Annotated in this window: 19 protein-coding genes and 1 tRNA gene; 7 read left to right on the forward strand and 13 right to left on the reverse strand. The window is 42.6% G+C overall.

The window, feature by feature from the left end; translation table 11 throughout:
* Positions 1 to 65 precede the first annotated feature (65 nt).
* The gene (locus tag H9629_RS10285) at positions 66 to 623 is read left to right on the forward strand and encodes a M23 family metallopeptidase (protein WP_064101860.1); all 558 of its coding nucleotides are present in this window, start codon (positions 66 to 68) and stop codon (positions 621 to 623) included.
* Here the strand turns inward: H9629_RS10285 and H9629_RS10290 are convergent.
* Together H9629_RS10290 and H9629_RS10295 are read right to left on the reverse strand one after the other, a co-directional pair.
* The gene (locus tag H9629_RS10290) at positions 602 to 1,813 is read right to left on the reverse strand and encodes a YbfB/YjiJ family MFS transporter (protein WP_064101861.1); all 1,212 of its coding nucleotides are present in this window, start codon (positions 1,811 to 1,813) and stop codon (positions 602 to 604) included. The two genes, H9629_RS10285 and H9629_RS10290, sit on opposite strands and share 22 nt — an antisense overlap.
* Positions 1,814 to 2,026: 213 nt before the next feature.
* The gene (locus H9629_RS10295) at positions 2,027 to 3,457 is read right to left on the reverse strand and encodes a pyridoxal phosphate-dependent aminotransferase (protein WP_064101862.1); all 1,431 of its coding nucleotides are present in this window, start codon (positions 3,455 to 3,457) and stop codon (positions 2,027 to 2,029) included.
* A gap of 228 nt (positions 3,458 to 3,685) precedes the next feature.
* Between H9629_RS10295 and msrB the strand changes: the two genes are divergently transcribed.
* Entirely contained in the window at positions 3,686 to 4,105 is a 420-nt protein-coding gene (gene msrB, locus H9629_RS10300; RefSeq protein ID WP_064096653.1) for a peptide-methionine (R)-S-oxide reductase MsrB, read from the forward strand.
* Positions 4,102 to 4,578 (forward strand): glutathione peroxidase, encoded by a 477-nt coding sequence (locus H9629_RS10305; protein WP_064096654.1) that lies wholly within the window; start codon positions 4,102 to 4,104, stop codon positions 4,576 to 4,578. Before msrB ends, H9629_RS10305 begins: the two co-directional genes overlap by 4 nt.
* Before the next feature lie 103 nt (positions 4,579 to 4,681).
* On the opposite strand, the gene dapC is transcribed toward H9629_RS10305, so the two are convergent.
* The 6 genes from dapC to H9629_RS10335 form a co-directional block, all read right to left on the reverse strand.
* Positions 4,682 to 5,851 (reverse strand): succinyldiaminopimelate transaminase, encoded by a 1,170-nt coding sequence (dapC, locus tag H9629_RS10310; protein WP_191731035.1) that lies wholly within the window; start codon positions 5,849 to 5,851, stop codon positions 4,682 to 4,684.
* A 22-nt stretch (positions 5,852 to 5,873) separates the two neighbouring features.
* Positions 5,874 to 8,540, reverse strand: coding sequence for a [protein-PII] uridylyltransferase (gene glnD, locus H9629_RS10315; RefSeq protein WP_191731036.1), 2,667 nt, complete (start codon positions 8,538 to 8,540; stop codon positions 5,874 to 5,876).
* Positions 8,541 to 8,566: 26 nt separating this feature from the next.
* Complete coding sequence (gene purT / locus H9629_RS10320) at positions 8,567 to 9,781, reverse strand: formate-dependent phosphoribosylglycinamide formyltransferase (protein ID WP_191731037.1); 1,215 nt, start codon at positions 9,779 to 9,781, stop codon at positions 8,567 to 8,569.
* A gap of 91 nt (positions 9,782 to 9,872) precedes the next feature.
* The gene (locus tag H9629_RS10325) at positions 9,873 to 10,523 is read right to left on the reverse strand and encodes a hypothetical protein (RefSeq protein WP_064101866.1); all 651 of its coding nucleotides are present in this window, start codon (positions 10,521 to 10,523) and stop codon (positions 9,873 to 9,875) included.
* A gap of 93 nt (positions 10,524 to 10,616) precedes the next feature.
* The gene (gene ygaH / locus H9629_RS10330; RefSeq protein WP_064096659.1) at positions 10,617 to 10,964 is read right to left on the reverse strand and encodes an L-valine transporter subunit YgaH; all 348 of its coding nucleotides are present in this window, start codon (positions 10,962 to 10,964) and stop codon (positions 10,617 to 10,619) included.
* Entirely contained in the window at positions 10,961 to 11,713 is a 753-nt protein-coding gene (locus H9629_RS10335; protein ID WP_064101867.1) for an AzlC family ABC transporter permease, read from the reverse strand. Before H9629_RS10335 ends, ygaH begins: the two co-directional genes overlap by 4 nt.
* A gap of 102 nt (positions 11,714 to 11,815) precedes the next feature.
* On the opposite strand from H9629_RS10335, the gene H9629_RS10340 reads away from it, so the two are divergent.
* A complete protein-coding gene (locus H9629_RS10340; protein ID WP_191731038.1) occupies positions 11,816 to 12,313 on the forward strand; it encodes a hypothetical protein in 498 nt (165 codons plus the stop codon).
* Between the two features lie 594 nt (positions 12,314 to 12,907).
* On the opposite strand, the gene ychF is transcribed toward H9629_RS10340, so the two are convergent.
* Positions 12,908 to 13,999 (reverse strand): redox-regulated ATPase YchF, encoded by a 1,092-nt coding sequence (gene ychF / locus H9629_RS10345; RefSeq protein ID WP_064096662.1) that lies wholly within the window; start codon positions 13,997 to 13,999, stop codon positions 12,908 to 12,910.
* A gap of 296 nt (positions 14,000 to 14,295) precedes the next feature.
* On the opposite strand from ychF, the gene H9629_RS10350 reads away from it, so the two are divergent.
* Positions 14,296 to 15,060, forward strand: coding sequence for a glutathione S-transferase family protein (locus H9629_RS10350; protein WP_180180856.1), 765 nt, complete (start codon positions 14,296 to 14,298; stop codon positions 15,058 to 15,060).
* A 553-nt stretch (positions 15,061 to 15,613) separates the two neighbouring features.
* Positions 15,614 to 16,084, forward strand: coding sequence for an Lrp/AsnC family transcriptional regulator (locus H9629_RS10355; protein ID WP_004645518.1), 471 nt, complete (start codon positions 15,614 to 15,616; stop codon positions 16,082 to 16,084).
* A gap of 68 nt (positions 16,085 to 16,152) precedes the next feature.
* Here H9629_RS10355 and H9629_RS10360 read toward each other — a convergent pair whose 3' ends face one another.
* Both H9629_RS10360 and H9629_RS10365 read right to left on the reverse strand, forming a co-directional pair.
* Positions 16,153 to 16,902 (reverse strand): YebC/PmpR family DNA-binding transcriptional regulator, encoded by a 750-nt coding sequence (locus tag H9629_RS10360; RefSeq protein WP_004731522.1) that lies wholly within the window; start codon positions 16,900 to 16,902, stop codon positions 16,153 to 16,155.
* A gap of 248 nt (positions 16,903 to 17,150) precedes the next feature.
* The gene (locus H9629_RS10365) at positions 17,151 to 17,705 is read right to left on the reverse strand and encodes a 1-acyl-sn-glycerol-3-phosphate acyltransferase (protein ID WP_064096678.1); all 555 of its coding nucleotides are present in this window, start codon (positions 17,703 to 17,705) and stop codon (positions 17,151 to 17,153) included.
* Between the two features lie 798 nt (positions 17,706 to 18,503).
* On the opposite strand from H9629_RS10365, the gene H9629_RS10370 reads away from it, so the two are divergent.
* Positions 18,504 to 18,580 (forward strand) — tRNA-Ile (locus tag H9629_RS10370).
* 14 nt (positions 18,581 to 18,594) lie between these two features.
* Here H9629_RS10370 and H9629_RS10375 read toward each other — a convergent pair.
* Both H9629_RS10375 and H9629_RS15600 read right to left on the reverse strand, forming a co-directional pair.
* Positions 18,595 to 19,623: a tyrosine-type recombinase/integrase gene (locus H9629_RS10375; protein ID WP_404793890.1), complete on the reverse strand. Its 1,029-nt coding sequence runs from the start codon at positions 19,621 to 19,623 to the stop codon at positions 18,595 to 18,597.
* The gene (locus tag H9629_RS15600; RefSeq protein WP_404793883.1) at positions 19,509 to 19,841 is read right to left on the reverse strand and encodes a helix-turn-helix domain-containing protein; all 333 of its coding nucleotides are present in this window, start codon (positions 19,839 to 19,841) and stop codon (positions 19,509 to 19,511) included. Before H9629_RS15600 ends, H9629_RS10375 begins: the two co-directional genes overlap by 115 nt.
* Between the last annotated feature and the right edge of the window lie 3 nt (positions 19,842 to 19,844).

Raw genomic sequence — 19,844 nt, forward strand, 5'->3', positions numbered from 1 at the left:
AATAACAGGATTATGATTTTAAATTAGGCGGTTGTGATTAAGATAAAAGTCATTTATTTAATTAGATGCGAATATTGGTGAAATTTCTTTGGATTATAAGCTTACTGTTGTCTATGGGGTTTTTACTGACGGCCTGTCAGCCACCGCCGTCAGGTCAGGCAGCGGGATGGAAAAGCCCATATCTATATTGGCAATTACAAAGAACCGAGTTAGAAGCGCCGCTACAGATTCCGGTGGAAGGGGTTAGAGTCGGCCAAATCAATGATACCTGGGGAGCAGCACGTAGTGCTGGTCGCAAACATGAAGGTACAGATATTTTTGCCAAACGTGGTACACCTGTATTTAGTGCGACTCAAGGTATTGTAGGGAAGATTGGGACCAATAATCTGGGTGGAAAAATCATCTGGGTGACCGGTCCAAATATGAGCCAACATTATTATGCACATCTGGACGATTATGCAGAACATATTCAGGAAGGTGACTGGGTTGAGGCAGGTGAAGTCATTGCTTATGTGGGTAATACGGGTAATGCTAAAAATACCCCGCCGCATTTACATTATGGGATTTATTTAGGGGGGCAAGGGGCTACCAATCCGTATCCTTATTTGGTACCTTCTCCTTGAGTAGAATCTGGCTGAATGTGTTTGTTGGTTTTGAGTCTGGAGAAACCTGTATACCAGAATAGTTGCATTGTTCCCAATAAAAGGACAAATGCAGCCAATATAAACTGCTGATGGTAGCTTAATCCCAGATACTGTAGCGCACTGAAACTAAGACCACCGATCAGCTGAACAGCGGCAAAACATAAGGTGGCAATACTCCAGAGTTTTTTATAAGCCAATCCATACAGTTGTAGAATGGTGTAAGAGGTCAGGAAGACCACAGCGGGATTTAGCATCCCGGTAAAAAAGGAAGAGCTAAAAGTGAGTAAGGGATAGGCATCTAGAGTCGCAATAAAAATGGCCATAATATAAAGGCTATAAAGAATTTTCAGTGCAGCAAAATTACCCCATTTTCTGGCCAGTGCATAAGCACTCAAAGCACCCAAGGCACTGCCGAGTCCATACAGAATCCAGTTGAAATTAATCCAGAACAAGCTCAATCCCAACTGCTGGCTTAAATAATCAATCCAGAAGAGTGAATGCGGTATATAGGCGAATGCACTACAGGCGTAGACCGTCAATAAACTATAAAAAATACTATTCAGAGGGAGATGAGCGGTAACAGCAGGTGCCTGTAGAGAAAGATAGGGTTTAAACTGCTGTAGTAGTAAGCTTAAAACAATAGACATAAGCAGGGCAAAGCCCCACAAGATCAGCCATGCAGTCTGGATGGAAATTTGATCCAGATAAGGCAGAAACAGGGTTGCAACTAAAACACCTACTCCAATTCCGCTAAAACCAATAAAGTTGATTTTAAGACGGTCTTGAAGTTCACAGCATTGCGCGACCACACTCGGCGATAAGATCATCATTAGTCCACCGCTGATCCCGGAAATAATCCGCCAAGCGATATACCATGCTTCAGAAAAACCAGAAAATGCACAGCACATCAGGCTGAACATGCCGGCAAAGGCTGAAATTTGAATATAAGTGCTCATACTCCGGTCTTGAGGCAGGCGCATGGCGGTAAATGCGCCGATCAAATAGCCCAGCAAATTGGCACTGCCCAAGAGACTGGCAAAATCTGTACTCCAGCCAAAGGCTTCGCGTGTACCAGGTAACAGGGCGGTATAAGAAAAACGAAGAATACCAATACCTAAGCACATGCTAAGACAGAGGAGTAGGCTGAGTTTTATTGTATTTGAGGACATCCGTGTACTCATAGAATTTTATATTTGGTCAAAAAATAACATGAATTTTTATGGTTGAGGAGGAATTGCCCGTTAAGAAACCCTGGAGTACAGAAATTTGTGCAAGAAAACCGCCAGGCTTTTTAAAATGTATAAGTTAAAACCTGAACTTTTCAAAAAAGTAAAAAAAACCGCATTTAAAAATGCGGTTTTTTATATCGTCTAGTGCTGGAATTAACGCATCTTGGCCAGGAAACGACCAACACGCGTAATAGCTTCACGCAGTTCATTTTCAGCCGGCAGGAATACTACACGGAAATGATCGGGTGTCGGCCAGTTAAAGCCTGTACCTTGAACCAGAAGTACTTTCTCTGCACGTAACAAATCCAGCATCAGTTTTTCATCGTCCTGAATTGGATACACATTCGGATCCAGTTTCGGGAAGCAGTACATTGCACCTTCAGGCTTGACACAAGATACTCCGGGGATCTCGTTCAGCATTTCCCAGGCAATGTTGCGCTGTTCATATAAACGCCCACCAGGACGAATCAGGTCGTTAATGGACTGATAACCGCCCAGCGCAGTCTGAATCGCATATTGTGCCTGATGATTGGCGCACAGGCGCATCGACGCCAGCATATCCAGACCTTCGATATAATCTGCTGCACGAGACTTGTCACCAGTGATTGCCATCCAGCCCGAACGGTAACCGGCAATACGATACGCTTTAGACAAGCCGTTAAATGATACGCAAAGTTGATTACCTGCCAAGGCAGCCACAGCAACATGCTCGATCCCATCGTAGACAATTTTGTCATAGATTTCGTCAGCAAATAAAATCAGGTCATATTTCTTGGCCAAGTCGACGATTTGTTGCAAGACATGACGTGGGTAAACCGAGCCAGTCGGGTTATTCGGGTTAATAATCACAATGCCGCGGGTATTCGGCGTGATTTTGCTTTCCATGTCGGCAATATCTGGATACCAGTGATTTTCTTCATCACATTTATAGTGAATCGCTGTACCGCCAGACAAATTCACTGCTGCCGTCCAGAGTGGATAATCTGGCATCGGAATCAGCATTTCATCGCCATCATCCAGAAGGCCTTGCATGGCCATTACGATCAGTTCCGATACCCCATTACCGACATAGACGTCATTGACGTGCATATCCAGAATACCTTTTTGCTGGTAATACTGGCAGATGGCCTTACGCGCCGGGAAAATCCCTTTGGAATCGGTATAGCCAATCGCATTTGGCAGGTTTAAAGCTACATCATTGATAATTTCTTGCGGAGCTTCAAAGCCGAATGGGGCAGGGTTACCAATATTTAATTTAATGATTTTATGGCCAGCTTCTTCCATCTCTATGGCCGCTCGTAACACAGGTCCGCGAATGTCGTAGCAAACATGATCAAGCTTGGATGATTTCTTGATTTCGCGAGGGGATTGGATAGTGTTCGGCATTTTGATGTTCTCGGATGGAGTGGAGGTCACTTTTGCATAACGATATAAATAACTTTTAAATGTCTCAGTTGTGACTAGATCGAGATGGTGATCATCGCGGAGTAGTGCAACAATTTTCTCATGCGTAAATCCAAGCTGTTGATACTGTTTGATCACAGGCAGTAGATTTTTAAAAATTACGCTCTTTTTTTGCGACATTTTTTAATCCTGAGCAAATTTAAAACTAAGGATATCACTAAATTTGCTCACATAGAATCATTTAATACATAAATTGCTCACTTATATATTTTGCATTTGCTTACTTTTTGCTTTTATGGGCATTATTATCTTTTGTAAAATATTGAATAAAGACTAGAATTTTTAAAATGAATCACGTAAATATAGGATTATCCTATTTTAAATAGCAAGATAAAAAGGTGCGTAAGCATGGGAAAACTCAATAAAACAGACCGTGAGTGGCAAAGAGAGTTATCACCTGAGGAGTTTCGCATTACCCGCGAGAAAGGCACAGAGCCGGCATTTACCGGAAAATACTGGAATACCAAGCAAGATGGAACCTATGTTTGCCGTTGCTGTGGCACCCCCCTGTTCTCATCAGAGACCAAGTATGACAGCGGCTGTGGCTGGCCAAGCTTCTACCGTCCTATCAGCAATTCAGTAGTAGAAGAATTACCTGATACTTCACATGGAATGGTCAGAACCGAAATTGTTTGTCATCATTGTGACGCACATTTAGGGCATGTTTTTCCTGATGGTCCGGAACCGACAGGCTTGCGTTATTGTGTTAACTCGGCTTCTCTAGATCTAGAAACACAAGAAAAAAATGATGAGGAAACCTATCCATGACTAACATTTATCAGTTTGAAGCTGAATTGTTAAATGGCAAAAGCAAGGCGCTTGCGGATTATGAAGGCAAGGTACTTTTGATTGTCAATACAGCGAGTAAGTGTGGTTTTACCCCCCAGTTTTCAGGATTGGAAAAACTCTACGAAAAATATAAAGATCAAGGTCTGGAAATTTTAGGCTTTCCATGTAACCAGTTTGGTGGTCAAGATCCTGGTTCTAATGAACAGATTGGTGAATTTTGTCAGAAAAATTACGGCGTATCTTTCCCGATGTTTTCCAAGGTGGACGTCAAAGGCCCTGAGGCACATGCTATTTTTCGCTATTTAACCAACAATTCCAAAGGTATTTTAGGCAATGGGATCAAATGGAATTTTACCAAGTTCCTGATCGGACGTGATGGCAAGGTATTGAACCGTTTTGCTCCGACCACCAAGCCTGAAGATCTTGAAGATGAAATTGCAAAAGTATTGTAATCATTAGCGTCATCTTCTCAGTATGAGATAAAAATAGAGCTCATCTGATTTCAATTTAAAAAACCCACTTTAAACCAGTGGGTTTTTTAGTTTTGATCAAAACTTAGAGAATGGCTTTCAGGCGTCGAATAACCTCTTCACATTGCGTCAGATCGGCTACGAGTGCCAGACGTACATGATGTTCACCCGGATTACCCTGTTCGGTATCGCGAGATAAATAGCGACCCGGAAGAACTTTAATATGTGCTTCTTCCATCAGGCGTTTGGCAAAGGCTTCATCGTTGTCGACTTTTAACCAGTAGTAGAAGCCCGCATCTGGCTTTTTCAAGGGCAATAAATGTCCGAGTTCCTGTTGAAATAAATCAAACTTGGCCCGGTATTGCACCCGGTTTTCTTCCACATGTGCTTCATCATCCCAGGCAGCGATCGACGCCAGTTGATGTTGTACCGGCATCGCTGCACCGTGATAAGTACGATATTGCAAATAAGGTTTTAACAGATTCGCGTCACCAGCAACAAAGCCTGAACGCATGCCCGGGAGGTTAGAACGTTTAGACAGTGAATGGAACACTACACAGTTTTTATAGTCATCCCGGCCAATTTCAGCACAAACTTCCAGTAAACCAACAGGTGCCTGATCAAACCACAGTTCCGAATAGCATTCGTCTGAAGCAATCACAAAGTTGTATTGATCCGACAGGGCAATCAGTTTTTTAAACTGTTCTTTCGACAGCACTGCACCGGTTGGATTGCCCGGGGTACAGACAAATAATAGCGCGGTCTTTTCCCAGACTTCTGCCGGAACAGCATCAAAATCACCAAGGTAATTGTTCTCCTCAGTACAGTTGATGAAATAAGGTTTGGCACCTGCGAGCAGTGTTGCACCTTCATAAATCTGGTAAAACGGATTCGGCATAACCACATAAGGTGCCTCTTCACGATTCACCAAAGCCTGTACAAACGAGAAAATCGCTTCACGCGTACCGGAAACAGGCAGGATATTGCTGTCTGCACTGATGCTATTTAGCTGAAAACGGCGCGTCAGCCATTGGGCGATACTTTCACGTAGCTCCGGCAAGCCTTTGCTATTTGGATACGTCGACAAATGCTTGAAATTATCAATAATGGCTTGTTTCACAAACTCCGGTGCAAGATGCTTTGGTTCGCCAATCGACAGGGGAATTAACGGCATATTAGCAGGCTGGATATCCGCAAAAAGCTGATTTAACTTTTCAAACGGATAAGGATGCAGTAGAGACAAGCTAGAGTTCATGAATGTGTTACCGAGCAAAATGTTAGTGTTGGCCGCTGACCTGATGTGAAGCCTCATCCAGGGCAGCTTTGAGCGCAGCTGCAAATTCCTGAGACTCCGTTGGGGTCATTGGTATACCATTCTTTTTGGTGACAAAGAATATATCTTCGGCACGTTCGCCAAGTGTGGCAATTTTGGCAGAGTGGATATCCAGGCCTTGCATCATAAATAAACCACCGATTTTGGCAAGTAAACCAGGGTGATCGAGGGTGGCAATTTCAACCATATTTTGATTCAAGGCAGGATTGATACTGATATCGACTGTATTTTCAATATCGAAATGACGTAATTGACGTGGGATCCGGCGCTGCATCAAGCCCGGATATTCATCTGAATGACTTAAGGCATCTTTTAGGGCTTCAATGACTGTGGCTTCGCGTTCTGGATCGGTCAATAAGGTACCAAAACGGTCGAGTACTACATAGGTGTCCAGACTGAAGGCTTTGGTGGCAGTAATAATCCGTGCGTCTTGTACATCCAGGTTCATACGATCCAGAATAGCCACCGTGGTGGCAAACAGGTTGGGTTGATCCTGCGTATAAATGAAGATCTGTACCGCATCCTGGGCGTAATTACGATGTGCCCGCATCAGCACCAGCGGGGCAGGATTGTCGCCGTGCTGTAAAATGGCACGGGTATGCCAGGCAATTTCATCTGCTGTTTCTTTGAGGAAATAGTCATCACCAAGTTCCTGCCAGACTTTTTCTACTTCATCCAGTGAGAAGTCCTGAACCAGAAGTTCACTGGCTGCAAATTTGGTATCTTCAATCAGCATTTGATAATCAACCGGACGGCCCAGACCGGAACGGATCACGTCGCGCGCCTGAGTATACAGTTGACGCATTAATGAGGCGCGCCAGGTATTCCAGAGCTTCGGATTGGTGGCGTTAATGTCGGCTACCGTCAGGGTGTATAAATAATCCAGATGCTCCATGTCGCCCATTTTTTCGGCGAACTCCTTGACCACATCCGGATCGGAAATATCTTTTTTCTGGGCGGTGACAGACATTACCAGATGATTCTGGATCAGCCAGGCCACCAGGTTACTTTCGCGTTCGGTAAAGCCGTGACTACGGCAGAACTTGATCGCATCGCTGGCGCCAAGTTCACTGTGATCACCACCGCGACCTTTGGCAATATCATGGAAAATTGCTGCCAGATAGACGATGTCACGACGGGTCAGACGCTGGAATACTGAACTGACCACCGTGAATTCTTTGGCAAATTCAGGTTCTTTAAAGCGGTTTAAATTGCGTAGCAACAATAAAGTATGCGCATCGACCGTATAGATATGGAACAGATCATATTGCATCAGCCCCATAATCTGACCAAAGGCCGGAATATAATTTCCGAGCACACCGTAACGCTTCATGGCGACCATGGTGTCGTACAGCCGATGCGGTGAGCGGATAATTGCCATGAACAGCGCCTGATGCACCGGATTATCACGAAAACCCTGATCAATGCGTTTTCCAGCCAAGGTCAGCAAGCGTAAAGTACGCGCACGTATGCCTTCGATCTCGGGACGATTGGCCAACAGATAGAAAATTTCCAGAATTGCGCTTGGATTTTCCGAAAAAATCTTGTGATGCTGGACAGCCAATTTGCCATCGACCAGTTTGAAATTTTCATTAATTTCTTCAATCTGGCGTTCATATTGCGGCAAACGCGGGGTAATCACCGATTCGTTGAAATAAGCCAGCAACATTTCGTTCAGCGTCGACACCTGCTGTGCAGTGCGATAATAACGCTTCATGAACTGTTCGATAGGATAGTTTGGGTGGTGGCCTTCTTCACGCACATAGCCGAACTTGGCTGCAATATCACGCTGATAATCAAATAATAAGCGGTTTTCATCGCGCTTGGTCAAGCGGTGCAGATGATGGCGGATTTCCCAGAGGAAACTTTCGGCTTCCTCAAGTACACCGAGTTCAAATTCTGAAATAAAACCGAGATGTACCAGATCATAAATCCGGTTGACGCGAAAATGCCGTTTGGCAATCCAGCCAATCTGGTTAATGTCACGGATACCACCTGGCGCATTTTTAATATCCGGTTCCAGATTGCTTTCAGTATTGTTGTGCTGGGCATAACGCTTGTGCTGCTCATCCATCTTGGCATCAAAAAAGGTTTTGTCGGTCCATGTGCGTGACACGATGCGACGTGGCCATTTGCACAGATTTTCATTGCCAGTAATCAGGCGTGCTTCAATCAGGGTAGTGGCTACACTCAAGTCACTACTGGCCTGATTGACACATTCATTGATGGTACGGACACTGATACCCGGTTTGAAATTTCCCACGTCCCATAGCGATGAAATAAATATAGAAATCAGCTGTTCCTGTTCTGGGCTAATCTCATCTTCTGACAAGATCATGATATCGACATCAGAATAAGGCAGCATTTCACGGCGACCATAGCCCCCAACAGCAAACAGGGCCAAATCAGTTTGATCCAGTTCGGCATGCTGCCAGAGAAACTGCAGGGCTTCATCAATCAGGTTGGAGCGCGCCAGAATAATATCTCGAATCGACTGCCCATTTTCAAAACTTTCCTGAAGCTGATTTTCGACATCACTGCGCCATTGATTGATGGCTTTAATGTCATGGTTGCTTTTAGCGTAATTCAGCAGTGGATGGGTGTTGATCATGTACAGTCGTCCGTTGGTATTTCAGTTTAGTTCTGGTTGACACTAACCTGGCTTGCTGCCTGTAGTGCCAGTTCACGTGCCTGTTCGATAGTTTCTGCACGTGCAGTGGCGACACCCATGCGGCGACGTTTAAAGCCTTCCGGTTTGCCAAACAGGCGCAAATCAGTGTTGCCGTCTGCTAAAGCAAGATCCAGGCCAGAAAAGGAAAGATTGCGTCCATCGACTCCGGCATAAATCACCGCGCTGGCAGCTGTACTATGTCGTGCAGTATTCACCGGCAAGCCTAAGATAGCACGTGCATGCAGCTCAAATTCACTTTGGAATTGTGAAGCTAAAGTCACCAGTCCGGTATCGTGCGGACGAGGGGAAACCTCACTAAACCATACCTTGTCACCTTTTACAAAGAGTTCCACACCAAAGATTCCGCAACCACCGAGTGCTGCAGTAACCTTATTGGCAATGCGCTTGGACTCTTCCAGCGCGGCCGGATTCATCGGCTGAGGTTGCCAGCTTTCCACATAGTCGCCCGAGTCCTGACGATGTCCGATTGGGTCGCAGTAAGACGTTTCGATTTCGCCGGTTTCTGGGTTTTTGGCACGAACAGTCAATAAGGTAATTTCAAAATCAAAGTCAATCTGTGATTCTACAATGACGGTACCCTGATTGACCCGACCTCCAGTTTGTGCATATTCCCAAGCCGCATCGACTTCATCAAAGCAGGTGACACGAGACTGGCCTTTGCCTGAAGATGACATGACTGGTTTAACAAAGTTTGGATAGCCGACATCGTCGCAGGCTGCACGGAAAGACTCTAAACTGTCGGCAAAACGGTAATCTGAAGTGGGCAGACCAAGTTCTTCTGCAGCCAGACGACGAATACCTTCACGGTTCATGGTCAGATTGACGGCTTTGGCAGAAGGAATGACCGTAGCAATGTTCTCGGCTTCAATCTCAAGCAGAACTTCGGTTGCAATCGCTTCAATTTCAGGCACGATTAAATGTGGCTGGATTTGATTGATGAGTTGTTTTAATTCACCGGCATCTGCCATATTCAAGGTATAGGAATAATGCGCAACCTGCATGGCAGGGGCATGATCATAACGGTCAGCAGCATGAATTTCGACTCCAAGACGTTGCAGGGAAATCACCACTTCCTTGCCTAGTTCACCAGAACCCAATAATAGAACTTTGTAGGCAGAAGATTGAAGTGGAGTACCAATAGTCACGCTCATGTGTGTCATCCATGCTTGATTTTATGGACTTTTAGCATAGCAGAACTGAGCCGGCAGTTAAGCCAAGATTCATATAAAATTGTGATATTGCCTAACAATTTTATTTATAAAGTTTTCTAATATTATCCGGGCTTGAAATTGAGGTATTGGTGAGTGACTCAACTGGTTTTGCTAAAGGATAAATCCGGCTTGGTGGATTTAATTTTTCCATGTCCAGAAGATGCGCTGAGCTTAGAGGGAATAGGTGTAGCAGTTCCTGGGTTTGTGCTTGCCGATGACGGTAAAATATCAACATTGGTAATCCGACCAAAATCGATGCTAACAATAAACCCCAGAAGCTAAAGAGGGTTGCATCCCGCACGGCACGTTCAAAACTTGCGCTAACCAGAAAGAAAAAGCCCGTCAGCAAAATCAGGGAAATAGCTATAGTTTTGATTAAATTAGGAATGACCCGATGCATCCAGCTCCATCGACTAAAAATGATGGTGCTGGGATACAAATGTAAAACTTGCTGAGTGTGATTCCACATGGCTATGATTTTATTTTGGCCATTTTTCTGTATGTAAACAACACGGACTTCATCAGCAGGTTGGCAGTGCACGTTAACAAAATGTCCGGTAAAATTTTGAGCATTGATAAAACATTCAAAATACTGTCTCGGTAATTCATATCGATGAAACACGGTTAACATTTCATCGCGCTGATGATGAATAAAGATTTTGCCTTCAATCACCTGTTTGACTTCAAACATGCGCATCCTTCCTTGTTTTTATTGTTATATAAAAAAAGACCTATGCTATGAGTTTGCATAAGCCTTTGTCTTGATTGATCAATTGTTTAAGGCCTAAAAAGGCATGGGGACATAAGTATAAACCAGACCATAGGTCAGCGCTGCGGTTAGGGTCGCCATCACGATCCGTTTAAACTTGAAGTACAAAACCGTGAGCACAATAAAGCCGACCAGCATCGCAAAACTTTTATTCGGTGTTTCTAATAAAGGTGGCAGGGTAGCAACCACCAGCATGGAGCTGATCGCAGCAATACCAATTGAGCCCAAAGCAATTTTTAGCCACAATGCTCCACGTTTTTGCGAACCTTGCTGAAATTTCTGAATCACAAAAAAAGGTCCGAAACGGGAAGCGAAATTGGCAATGCCGACGATAATTCCCACCAGAATAATCTCTAGATTCATGCTTGATCTCCTGCGTGTTCAGGATCTGGCTGTTTTAGAATATAGTGCTTGAACAGGCCGGCAAAAATACCCGAACTAATCCCGATAAAAATCGCGGCAGACAAGTCGATAAAGTAACAGGCAATCGCAGACACCAGAATTGTGACGGCTACTACAAAAGTATGTTTCTTTTCAAAGGCTGCCAACAAGAAACTCAGGAATAGTGCAGGTAACAGGAAGTCTAGTGCAGCCTGCAAGAACTGTGGCAAGTTGCTGACCTGATCGGCAAATAAGCCACCGAGGAAAGATCCGAGAGCCCAGGACATCCAGCTAAACAGGCTTAAACCCAGCATCCATGATTCCGACCACTCTTGACGCCGTTGCGAGAGCTTGATCATGCCAGAGGCAAAGACTTCATCGGTCAGACCCCAAGACCAGATTGCTGTTTTCTTTAAATTGAGCCGGTCTTGAATCAGGTTTTGCAGCGCCGGCCCATAAAGCAGATGGCGAATATCTAAAGCTATCACCGTTAATGCCGTCATCCAGATAGATGTTCCACTGCCTAAGAGAGCGACCACCAAAAACTGGCTGGCACCTGCATACATCGAGCAGGACAGGAACAAGGCTTCCCAGGCGGTAAAGCCAAACTGGGTGGCTGAAACACCAAACGCAAACGACACTGGTAAATAAGTGAAGATAATTGCTTGGCTGTCTTTTGCACCTTGCCAGAAGCCAGCAGGTTGGGTAGTGAGTTGATTCGGTTCAGACACGACACACCTTGAAGAAGAGTGGAACGATGGGTCAAATGGAGATTGTGTATTCTACGTGAATTTAATAGCATAGGCCGAAATGTTTAAATTGGCGAGCCTGATATGTGGATGTTCAAGACACGCACAATGCTGACTGCTGCTTTAATAGGCACGGCAATGTTATTACAAGCGTGTGGGAATGACAGTCAATCGACTGAAAAGCCAGAAATTAAACCGGCACCTAAACTGAGCAATGATGCGACGACTTATGCCAAGGCTGCCTGGCAGCTGATCAATGAAGTGGACCCACTGGTTTATCATAAAGAAGTGGATCAGCTGGAAAGTCAGGTACGTCAACCGGTACGTAAACTGAGTACAGAGTGGCGCATTAATGTCAAAATGACAGATTCGGTGACTGAAGGGAAATATGCCATGTGCCGTAAAGCCTTGACCAGTCTGGATATCTGGGCGCGCACTATCATCGAAAATGGTAATGGCCTGTCACAAAAGCAGGCAGATTATGAACGGGATAAATTGCAATGCCAGAATGCGATTGCCAATCCTGCACTGGGAAATACTGATCCTAAACAGAAGGGTACAGCGATTGCCAATATGCAATAAATCCCTATTTGTTCAAATTTGCCCAAAAAAGCCAGTCATTCAGCCTGGCTTTTTAGCAAAATAAACTCTAAAAATAGGGCATCCACACTTGTTCTAATAAAAGCCGAATACATCACAGATCAGGAGTGTGCTGCCAATCATGTATTGTATCAGCGTGCGTGTAAACATGGCCGATCTCCTCAAAGATTTAAAGTATGTTCAACGCTTTCAGATAACGATAATTTACTGCTTCTCATTTTGTGCCTGCTGTACCTGCATGGATATTATTGATAGAAGTTTGATGAGGCTTACTTATAATAAATAATAAATTGCCATGGTCTTGCTATTGATATGAAGTTCTAGCACATTTATAGGCATCATAAGGCAATGCAGGCGGGAGATAGCTCATCGTCAGGTTTCTTTGCGTAAAATAAAGCTGGGTTAATTTTCATAAGATTTAAGATACGCTTTAATTAAACCTTTATATATGCGAATAATTATTATTGTTAATGCGTGTTGATATTGTGCGCTGACAGCAAGGTGGTTATATGTATGTCCCCTCTTTTAAAAGCAATAAAAAAGCCCCAAGAAAGGGCTTTTTTAAACAGTAAATACTTAAACGTTAAAACGGAAGTGTAAAACGTCACCATCCTGAACGATGTAAGTTTTACCTTCTAGACGCCATTTACCGGCTTCTTTCGCTCCAGCTTCGCCGTTGTACTGCACGAAATCATCATAAGCGATACATTCTGCACGGATAAAGCCTTTTTCAAAGTCGGTATGAATCACACCAGCTGCCTGTGGTGCAGTTGCGCCAACTTTCACGGTCCAGGCGCGAACTTCTTGCACGCCAGCGGTGAAATAAGTTTGTAGGCCAAGCAGTGAATAACCTGCACGAATGACCACGTTTAAACCCGGCTCTTCCATACCCATCGCTTCCAGGAATTCAGCACGGTCTTCATCTTCAAGCAATGAAATTTCAGCTTCAATCTGGTTGCAAAGTGGAACTACAATCGCATTTTCTTCAGCAGCTAATTTTCTTACTGCATCTAAATGCGGGTTGTTTTCAAAACCGTCTTCAGCAACATTGGCAATATACATGGTTGGTTTAAGCGTCATTAAACCAAAACCACGTACCAGCTTGCGTTCGTCATCATCCAAATTCGCTGCGCGTGCCGGTTTACCTTCATTCAGTAAAGGCAGGATCTTTTCCAGCACTGCTTTAGTGGCAATCGCTTCTTTGTCACCACCCTTGGCAGATTTGGTTAAACGGGTTACAGCTTTCTCAACAGTGTCTAGGTCTGCAAGCGCAAGTTCGGTATTGATCGTTGCGATGTCATCTAGTGGATCAATACGACCATTCACATGAATGACGTTTTCATCTTCAAAACAGCGCACAACATGAGCAATCGCATCAGTTTCGCGAATGTTTGCCAGGAACTGGTTGCCTAAGCCTTCGCCTTTAGATGCGCCTGCGACCAGACCTGCGATATCTACAAATTCCATAGTAGTTGGAATAATACGTTGCGGTTTAACAATTTCTGCCAATTTGTCTAAACGTGGATCAGGAACAGGCACAATCCCGGTGTTTGGTTCGATCGTACAGAAAGGGAAGTTTTCTGCAGCAATAGCAGCTTTGGTTAAGGCATTGAAAAGTGTAGATTTACCAACGTTCGGCAAGCCGACAATACCGCAATTAAAACCCATGAAATAACTCACAAAAGCGTTATATAAAAATTGCCCCCGATTTTACATGAAAGCACGGCTAAAGTCAGGTCATGCGCTTGCGGTTTATTGCAATCAAATACTTCTGGCTGCCTGATATGGGCTGTCAGGCTTAGCAGAATTTGTCATGAGTCCGTTAAATATGGAGATATAATCACCCAGTATTTTACTTTTGAATAAAAATCACATTGTTTTTCTAAAATTGAGTGACTAAAGTATCTGAATAAAACAGTGGCTTACATATGCCCTAATCCAATAATCATAAACATGGAGTATACATGCGAACTTTATACCAGTTTCCGTTATCTCACTTTTGCGAAAAAGCACGTTGGATGCTGGACCATAAAGAGCTGAATTATGTTGCTCACAATCTGATTCCCGGAGTACATCGCGCTTTTGCCCGCTTGAAAACCGGTCAGAATCGTCTGCCTATTTTGCGCGATCAGGACCGCTGGGTCGCAGATTCCACCCAGATTGCTTTATATCTGGATGATACTTATCCAGAGCACCGCTTATTGTATGCAGAAGGACATTTTCGAAATAAAGCTTTAGAAATTAATGAAATTACGCTGGAATTAGGCCGTCATGTCCGCCGCTGGATGCTCTCTCAAGCGCTGACTTCTGATCATGAGTCTCTGGATATCTTAATTGGGGAGCAGGGCTATCTGCGCCAGTTTGAAAAATTTTCCAAACCTTTATTGAAAGCAATGGTCGCCAAGGGTTATGCCTTGAATGAAGAAACTGTAGCAGAATCCAAACAGCATATTGAGGTGGCTGTACAGCAACTGAACCAGATGCTGGTCAGTCAAGGTGGGCACTATTTTGTCGGAAATCGTTTAGGTCTGGCAGATATTGCGGTTTGTTCCATGTTGGCACCGCTTTTGGCGATTCCAGGTACACCGTGGGAAAAGGAGAATTTTGAAAGCTTGTCTGAAGAATATCGTGACTATCAGCAGTACTTGAATCAGCTGCCACTAGGTGAATATATTTGCCGTACTTACCGAGCTGAACGTAATGCACGGGTAGACTGGCGTGGTGTATAGGTTTAATGCTACTTTCAAAATTTAAAAATGCGCATGAAATGTGCTTTTTAAGGCGATGATTAATTGAAAGGATTATTCTGAGAAAATTTCTCAGGAAGCAAACAGAATTAAAGCCAGATAAGATTTACCCAGTCAAAGTCATTTAAAATAGTGAAAATCCCTTCGATCATGCTCGCATATCCAGATTGCCACAGATAGCAAAACCACGCATGATTTTTCACCTGCCCATCCGCCAACTCAATCGATAATAGCCACATTGACAATAACCACCGAAATTATAATTATCGATTGTATTGATAATCTTAAATCGCTGAAAAATTTAGATGATTATCTATTTTAAGCCTCTTTGTGTGAATCTATTTTCATATGCTTGAAAGATGCCAGTTGAGTCAGGCGAATGATAGTAGGATCTGCGAAGCTATTATAATAGCGTCTACAATTTGAAAAATATTTTCAGAATATTAAATTTTTGTGAAAAATAAATAATTGTTGTATAACAGAGAAAGTGCAAAAATTTCTGCATTTACTGTTTATTGATATATAGAGTACAAAAATGGAACTGGATCGTTTCGATAAACATATTCTGGAAATATTGACGCATGAAGATGTCAATTTGAATGAGCTGTCCGAGCGGGTAAATTTATCTGTCAGTTCGGTGCATCGCAGGATCAAACACTTAATAGATCATAATATTATTAGTGGCTTAAAGCGTGAAATCAATTACCAGAAATTGGGTTTCAGCCTGCATGTACTGTTACAGGTATCTTTAAGCAAACATGATAGCGACACTTTTGCCAAATTTCTGGAAGAGCTGGAAAGTATTCCTGAAGTGATTAATGCCTTTTTGGTCACTGGTCAGTCGGCAGATTTTATTGTCGAAGTGGTGGCACGTGATATGGAAAATTATAGTGAAATCCTGCTCAAACGGATTGGGAAAATTGAACATGTGGTTGCGCTGCATTCGAGCTTTGTCATTAAAGAATATAATGTTTTTAACTGTAGCGGATTACTCAATAAGGTTTAATCCCAGATGAGCATGGCAGATAGCAATAAAAAACGCACCCAGGGGTGCGTTTTTTGAATCAGTGATAGTTAAGCATCCAGTTCTGCTAAAACGGCATCTGAGAATTCAACGTTGGTATATACGTTCTGGACATCATCCAAGTCTTCAAGCATATCAATCATTTTCATGATTTTTTTCGCTTGATCGATGTCTGTGATTTCTGCTTTGGTTGAAGGGCTCATCACCACTTCAGCGTTATCGGATTTTAAACCTGCAGCAGTTAGAGCATCTTGAACATCACCGAAAGCTTCAGGTGTGGTAATGACCAGAATTTCATCTTCAGTGACTTCAATATCTTCAGCACCTGCTTCTAATGCCACTTCCATGATTTGATCTTCCAAAGACACATCTTCAAAAGTGATCTCGCCACGTTTAGTGAACAGGAAGGCAACCGAGCCGTTGGTGCCTAGGTTACCGTCAGTTTTAGAGAAGCAATGACGTACGTCAGGTACGGTACGGTTCAAGTTGTCAGTCATGGTTTCAACAATAACCGCAACACCACCTACACCATAACCTTCGTAGGTCACTTCTTTCAGGTCGTCGTTATCTTCGCCACCAGCACCACGTTGAATGGCACGGTTGATCACGTCACGTGTCATATTCACTGATAATGCTTTTTCAACCACAGCACGTAGACGAGGGTTGCTTGCAGTATCTGGACCACCAAGCTTTGCAGCAGTGGTTAATTCACGAATGTATTTGGTAAAAACTTTACCACGACTCGCATCTTGTTTTGCTTTGCGATGCTTAATATTGGCCCACTTGGAATGACCCGCCATGCGAACTATGCTCCTTGTAGATTGGCTGTATGCCTATCAGAATGCCGAAATTCTACCATAAGCGTTTTTTTAAAAAAAAGTGCCTGGATTTGAGATTTCAGGATAAAAACAAAAAAAGTGCAATATCGAGAAAAATATTCTAAAGAGGATAAGGGGATTTATAATTCTATTTATGCATTTATATAGACAGATGACCAAGGCATAACAGCAAAATTGCTGTTTATGCCCGTACTTTTCTTTTAAAAAGCTTATTCAGGAATAACGATATCCAGACCAACTTTGTCTTTATAAAGTTGCTTGATCAAAGCCAGGTCATGCGCAAGGTCTGTTGGATAGATCTTGCCCAGAATGCCACCTTGCTTAGTTTTGGAGTTGGCATATAACAGCACGATCGGTACATTGGCAGCCTTGGCAATATGCCAGAAACCGGTGCGAATCGGTTTGCGCGCTTCACCCTGTTTGGCCCGTGTTGCTTCTGGTGCAATCACCAGATTAAACTTTTCATTGTTCTGAAAATGTTCCACCATCTGGGTCACGATATCTTTATTGGCCTTGCGGTCAACTGGAATACCCCCTACAGCTTTTAATAGCGGTTTGAATGGACCTTTAAATAATTCTTTTTTAATTAGGGTGTGAATTTTGAGGTCATAAATCTGGAACAGTGCAATTGACAACACAGCATCCATCATTGAAGTATGTTCAAATCCAATAATGACCTGTTTGTCTTCAAGCACATCTGGTTCGACATGATATTGCCAACCTGCAAGTTTAAATGCAGATTCGCCAAGGAATTTATTTAGCATAAGTACAGAGAAGTAAAAACCGTATGAAGAGAACTGCATAATTTCATCTTGTTCGATGATACAGTCAATAGGCTTTCCAATAAAATCGGTGAATAATGTAAAAATCTATGATTTATTCATTTTTTTAAATTAAAAATTAAGAGTTAAAATATATAAGAAAAATCACACTAATATTTTATGAGTATTACTGAATATAAAAAAAGTCTTAAAATGGTGAAAAAATGACTATTCAGAACACATTTTAATTATTAGACTTTTGTCGAAGAAGAGACCCTATACAGGTCTTTTCTATTTTCGTATTCTTTCTACGCTGAGATTGAAAAGTATGACTTACATTGCAGCCTTTATAGTGTCTATGCTGATTTTGGCACTCATAATTGTATGGTCTTTAATCGAAATCAAACAGGATTTGCGTAAAGACGAAGAAATGAAGTCTGAATTCTAGTGCTTTCCTCTATTTCGGCTAAATGCTTTTTTCTCTAAATCTCTGTTCATCTAATAAAGAATTTTGATACCTTATAGATATACTAAGACGTTAAATCTATCAATTTAAGGATGAGATTGATAAGATGAGGTTGAAATTCAGAGGTTCATTTGTTTTGAATTGCCTGTTATTTTCTCAAGCCTGAGAAGGCTCTTATACTGAAGTCTTAAATAGCCGATATTCTGGTTTAGACAACTCACTCATAATTGCTGCCTAAATGTTCAAGTGGTCATAAAATTACTTGTCTTTCCAAAAAATCTTAGCTAGTATTCATGACGCCTGAACTTATTGATAAATAAAGTTTTCAGCATTTAGGGCCTATAGCTCAGTTGGTTAGAGCAGCGGACTCATAATCCGTTGGTCGACAGTTCAAGTCTGTCTGGGCCCACCATATTTTTCAAGGACTTACAGTAACTGTAAGTCCTTTTTAATTTCATGCTGTGGCACATTTGTGCCATAAAGTATGGAACTTACGACTTCAGCATGTCTACTTAAATTTGCTGGAGCTAAGTGAGCATATCTTCTGACCATCTCAGAACTTTGCCAACCACCCATCTCCTGAAGATCATATAAGGGTGTGCCATTTTGCACTAACCAGCTAGCCCAAGTATGTCTTAGATCATGCCAACGAAAGTTGACTATTCCAGCTCGATCTAAAGCTTTCCGCCAAGCCCGTGTATTTATATTTGCAATAGGCTTTTTACGGTATGTAAAAACATATTCTGGATGATTCCCAAGCTGAGTTTTAAGTAAATTAACTACATGTTCACTTAACGAAACATGGATATCTTCTTTACCTTTTGCTTGATCACCATAAATCCATGCCGTTTTTCGTTTTAAATCAACTTGTTGCCAAGTAAGATTTAAAATATTAGCTTGTCTTAGTCCAGTTGAAAGAGCAAATACCGTTACTATTTTCTGATGGGGAGGTAGCTCATCAAGTAAAATCTTAACTTGCTCAGCTGTAATCCATCTAACACGGCGTTTGATTTCTTTATACATTCTTACTTTCGGTGCTTTATCAATCCATTCCCATTCGTTACAAGCTTTATTAAGGATTGCTCGAACTAAGGCAAGGTATCGATTTGCAGTTGCAGCACTCGATTCTCGTTTTTTAACTTCACCTATCGAAATAATTTCATCGCGAGAAATGTCCATTAGGATTTTCCCACGAAGAAACTGCTGTAACCAGGTTAATTTACTGACATCATCTTGGTGGGTATTCTTATGCTGAGTTTCATCCAACCAACGTATACCGGCTTGATCCCAAGTATAAGTTGGTCTATCACCTAGCTTTTGTACTCGCCAAAATTCAGCTTTTAATCGATCATGGAATTCTTGCGCTTCGACTTTATTTTCCGTTGCAGTAGTACGTCTAATTCGCTTACCGCTCGGTGTGGTGAAGTCGACCCACCATATGTTGTTGCGTTTAATAAGTGACATTTTTTTAACTCCGTTTGTGAAGTCACTTGCAACGCTTGCCTTGGACTAGCATAAAGTGAGCGTAAATATTCAGCAAGATCATCTTCGATAAAAACCCATGATTTTGCTGGTTTAGCTGCTGGAATTTGTCCTAGCCTAGCTCTTCTACGCAGTTCTTCAGGGTGCATGTGTAGAAAAGCTGCTGCTTCAATCAGGCTTAGCGTTTGCATGTG

The sequence above is a fragment of the Acinetobacter pecorum genome, from assembly GCF_014837015.1.
Taxonomy (GTDB): domain Bacteria; phylum Pseudomonadota; class Gammaproteobacteria; order Pseudomonadales; family Moraxellaceae; genus Acinetobacter; species Acinetobacter pecorum.

Excerpts from the sequence above, each read along its gene's own strand:
- H9629_RS10285 (WP_064101860.1), top strand. The coding sequence starts at position 66 with ATGCGAATATTGGTGAAATTTCTTTGGATTATAAGCTTACTGTTGTCT.
- H9629_RS10290 (WP_064101861.1), bottom strand. The coding sequence starts at position 1,813 with ATGTCCTCAAATACAATAAAACTCAGCCTACTCCTCTGTCTTAGCATG.
- H9629_RS10295 (WP_064101862.1), bottom strand. The coding sequence starts at position 3,457 with ATGTCGCAAAAAAAGAGCGTAATTTTTAAAAATCTACTGCCTGTGATC.
- msrB (WP_064096653.1), top strand. The coding sequence starts at position 3,686 with ATGGGAAAACTCAATAAAACAGACCGTGAGTGGCAAAGAGAGTTATCA.
- H9629_RS10305 (WP_064096654.1), top strand. The coding sequence starts at position 4,102 with ATGACTAACATTTATCAGTTTGAAGCTGAATTGTTAAATGGCAAAAGC.
- dapC (WP_191731035.1), bottom strand. The coding sequence starts at position 5,851 with ATGAACTCTAGCTTGTCTCTACTGCATCCTTATCCGTTTGAAAAGTTA.
- glnD (WP_191731036.1), bottom strand. The coding sequence starts at position 8,540 with ATGATCAACACCCATCCACTGCTGAATTACGCTAAAAGCAACCATGAC.
- purT (WP_191731037.1), bottom strand. The coding sequence starts at position 9,781 with ATGACACACATGAGCGTGACTATTGGTACTCCACTTCAATCTTCTGCC.
- H9629_RS10325 (WP_064101866.1), bottom strand. The coding sequence starts at position 10,523 with ATGTTTGAAGTCAAACAGGTGATTGAAGGCAAAATCTTTATTCATCAT.
- ygaH (WP_064096659.1), bottom strand. The coding sequence starts at position 10,964 with ATGAATCTAGAGATTATTCTGGTGGGAATTATCGTCGGCATTGCCAAT.
- H9629_RS10340 (WP_191731038.1), top strand. The coding sequence starts at position 11,816 with ATGTGGATGTTCAAGACACGCACAATGCTGACTGCTGCTTTAATAGGC.
- ychF (WP_064096662.1), bottom strand. The coding sequence starts at position 13,999 with ATGGGTTTTAATTGCGGTATTGTCGGCTTGCCGAACGTTGGTAAATCT.
- H9629_RS10350 (WP_180180856.1), top strand. The coding sequence starts at position 14,296 with ATGCGAACTTTATACCAGTTTCCGTTATCTCACTTTTGCGAAAAAGCA.
- H9629_RS10355 (WP_004645518.1), top strand. The coding sequence starts at position 15,614 with ATGGAACTGGATCGTTTCGATAAACATATTCTGGAAATATTGACGCAT.
- H9629_RS10360 (WP_004731522.1), bottom strand. The coding sequence starts at position 16,902 with ATGGCGGGTCATTCCAAGTGGGCCAATATTAAGCATCGCAAAGCAAAA.
- H9629_RS10365 (WP_064096678.1), bottom strand. The coding sequence starts at position 17,705 with ATGCTAAATAAATTCCTTGGCGAATCTGCATTTAAACTTGCAGGTTGG.
- H9629_RS15600 (WP_404793883.1), bottom strand. The coding sequence starts at position 19,841 with ATGCAAACGCTAAGCCTGATTGAAGCAGCAGCTTTTCTACACATGCAC.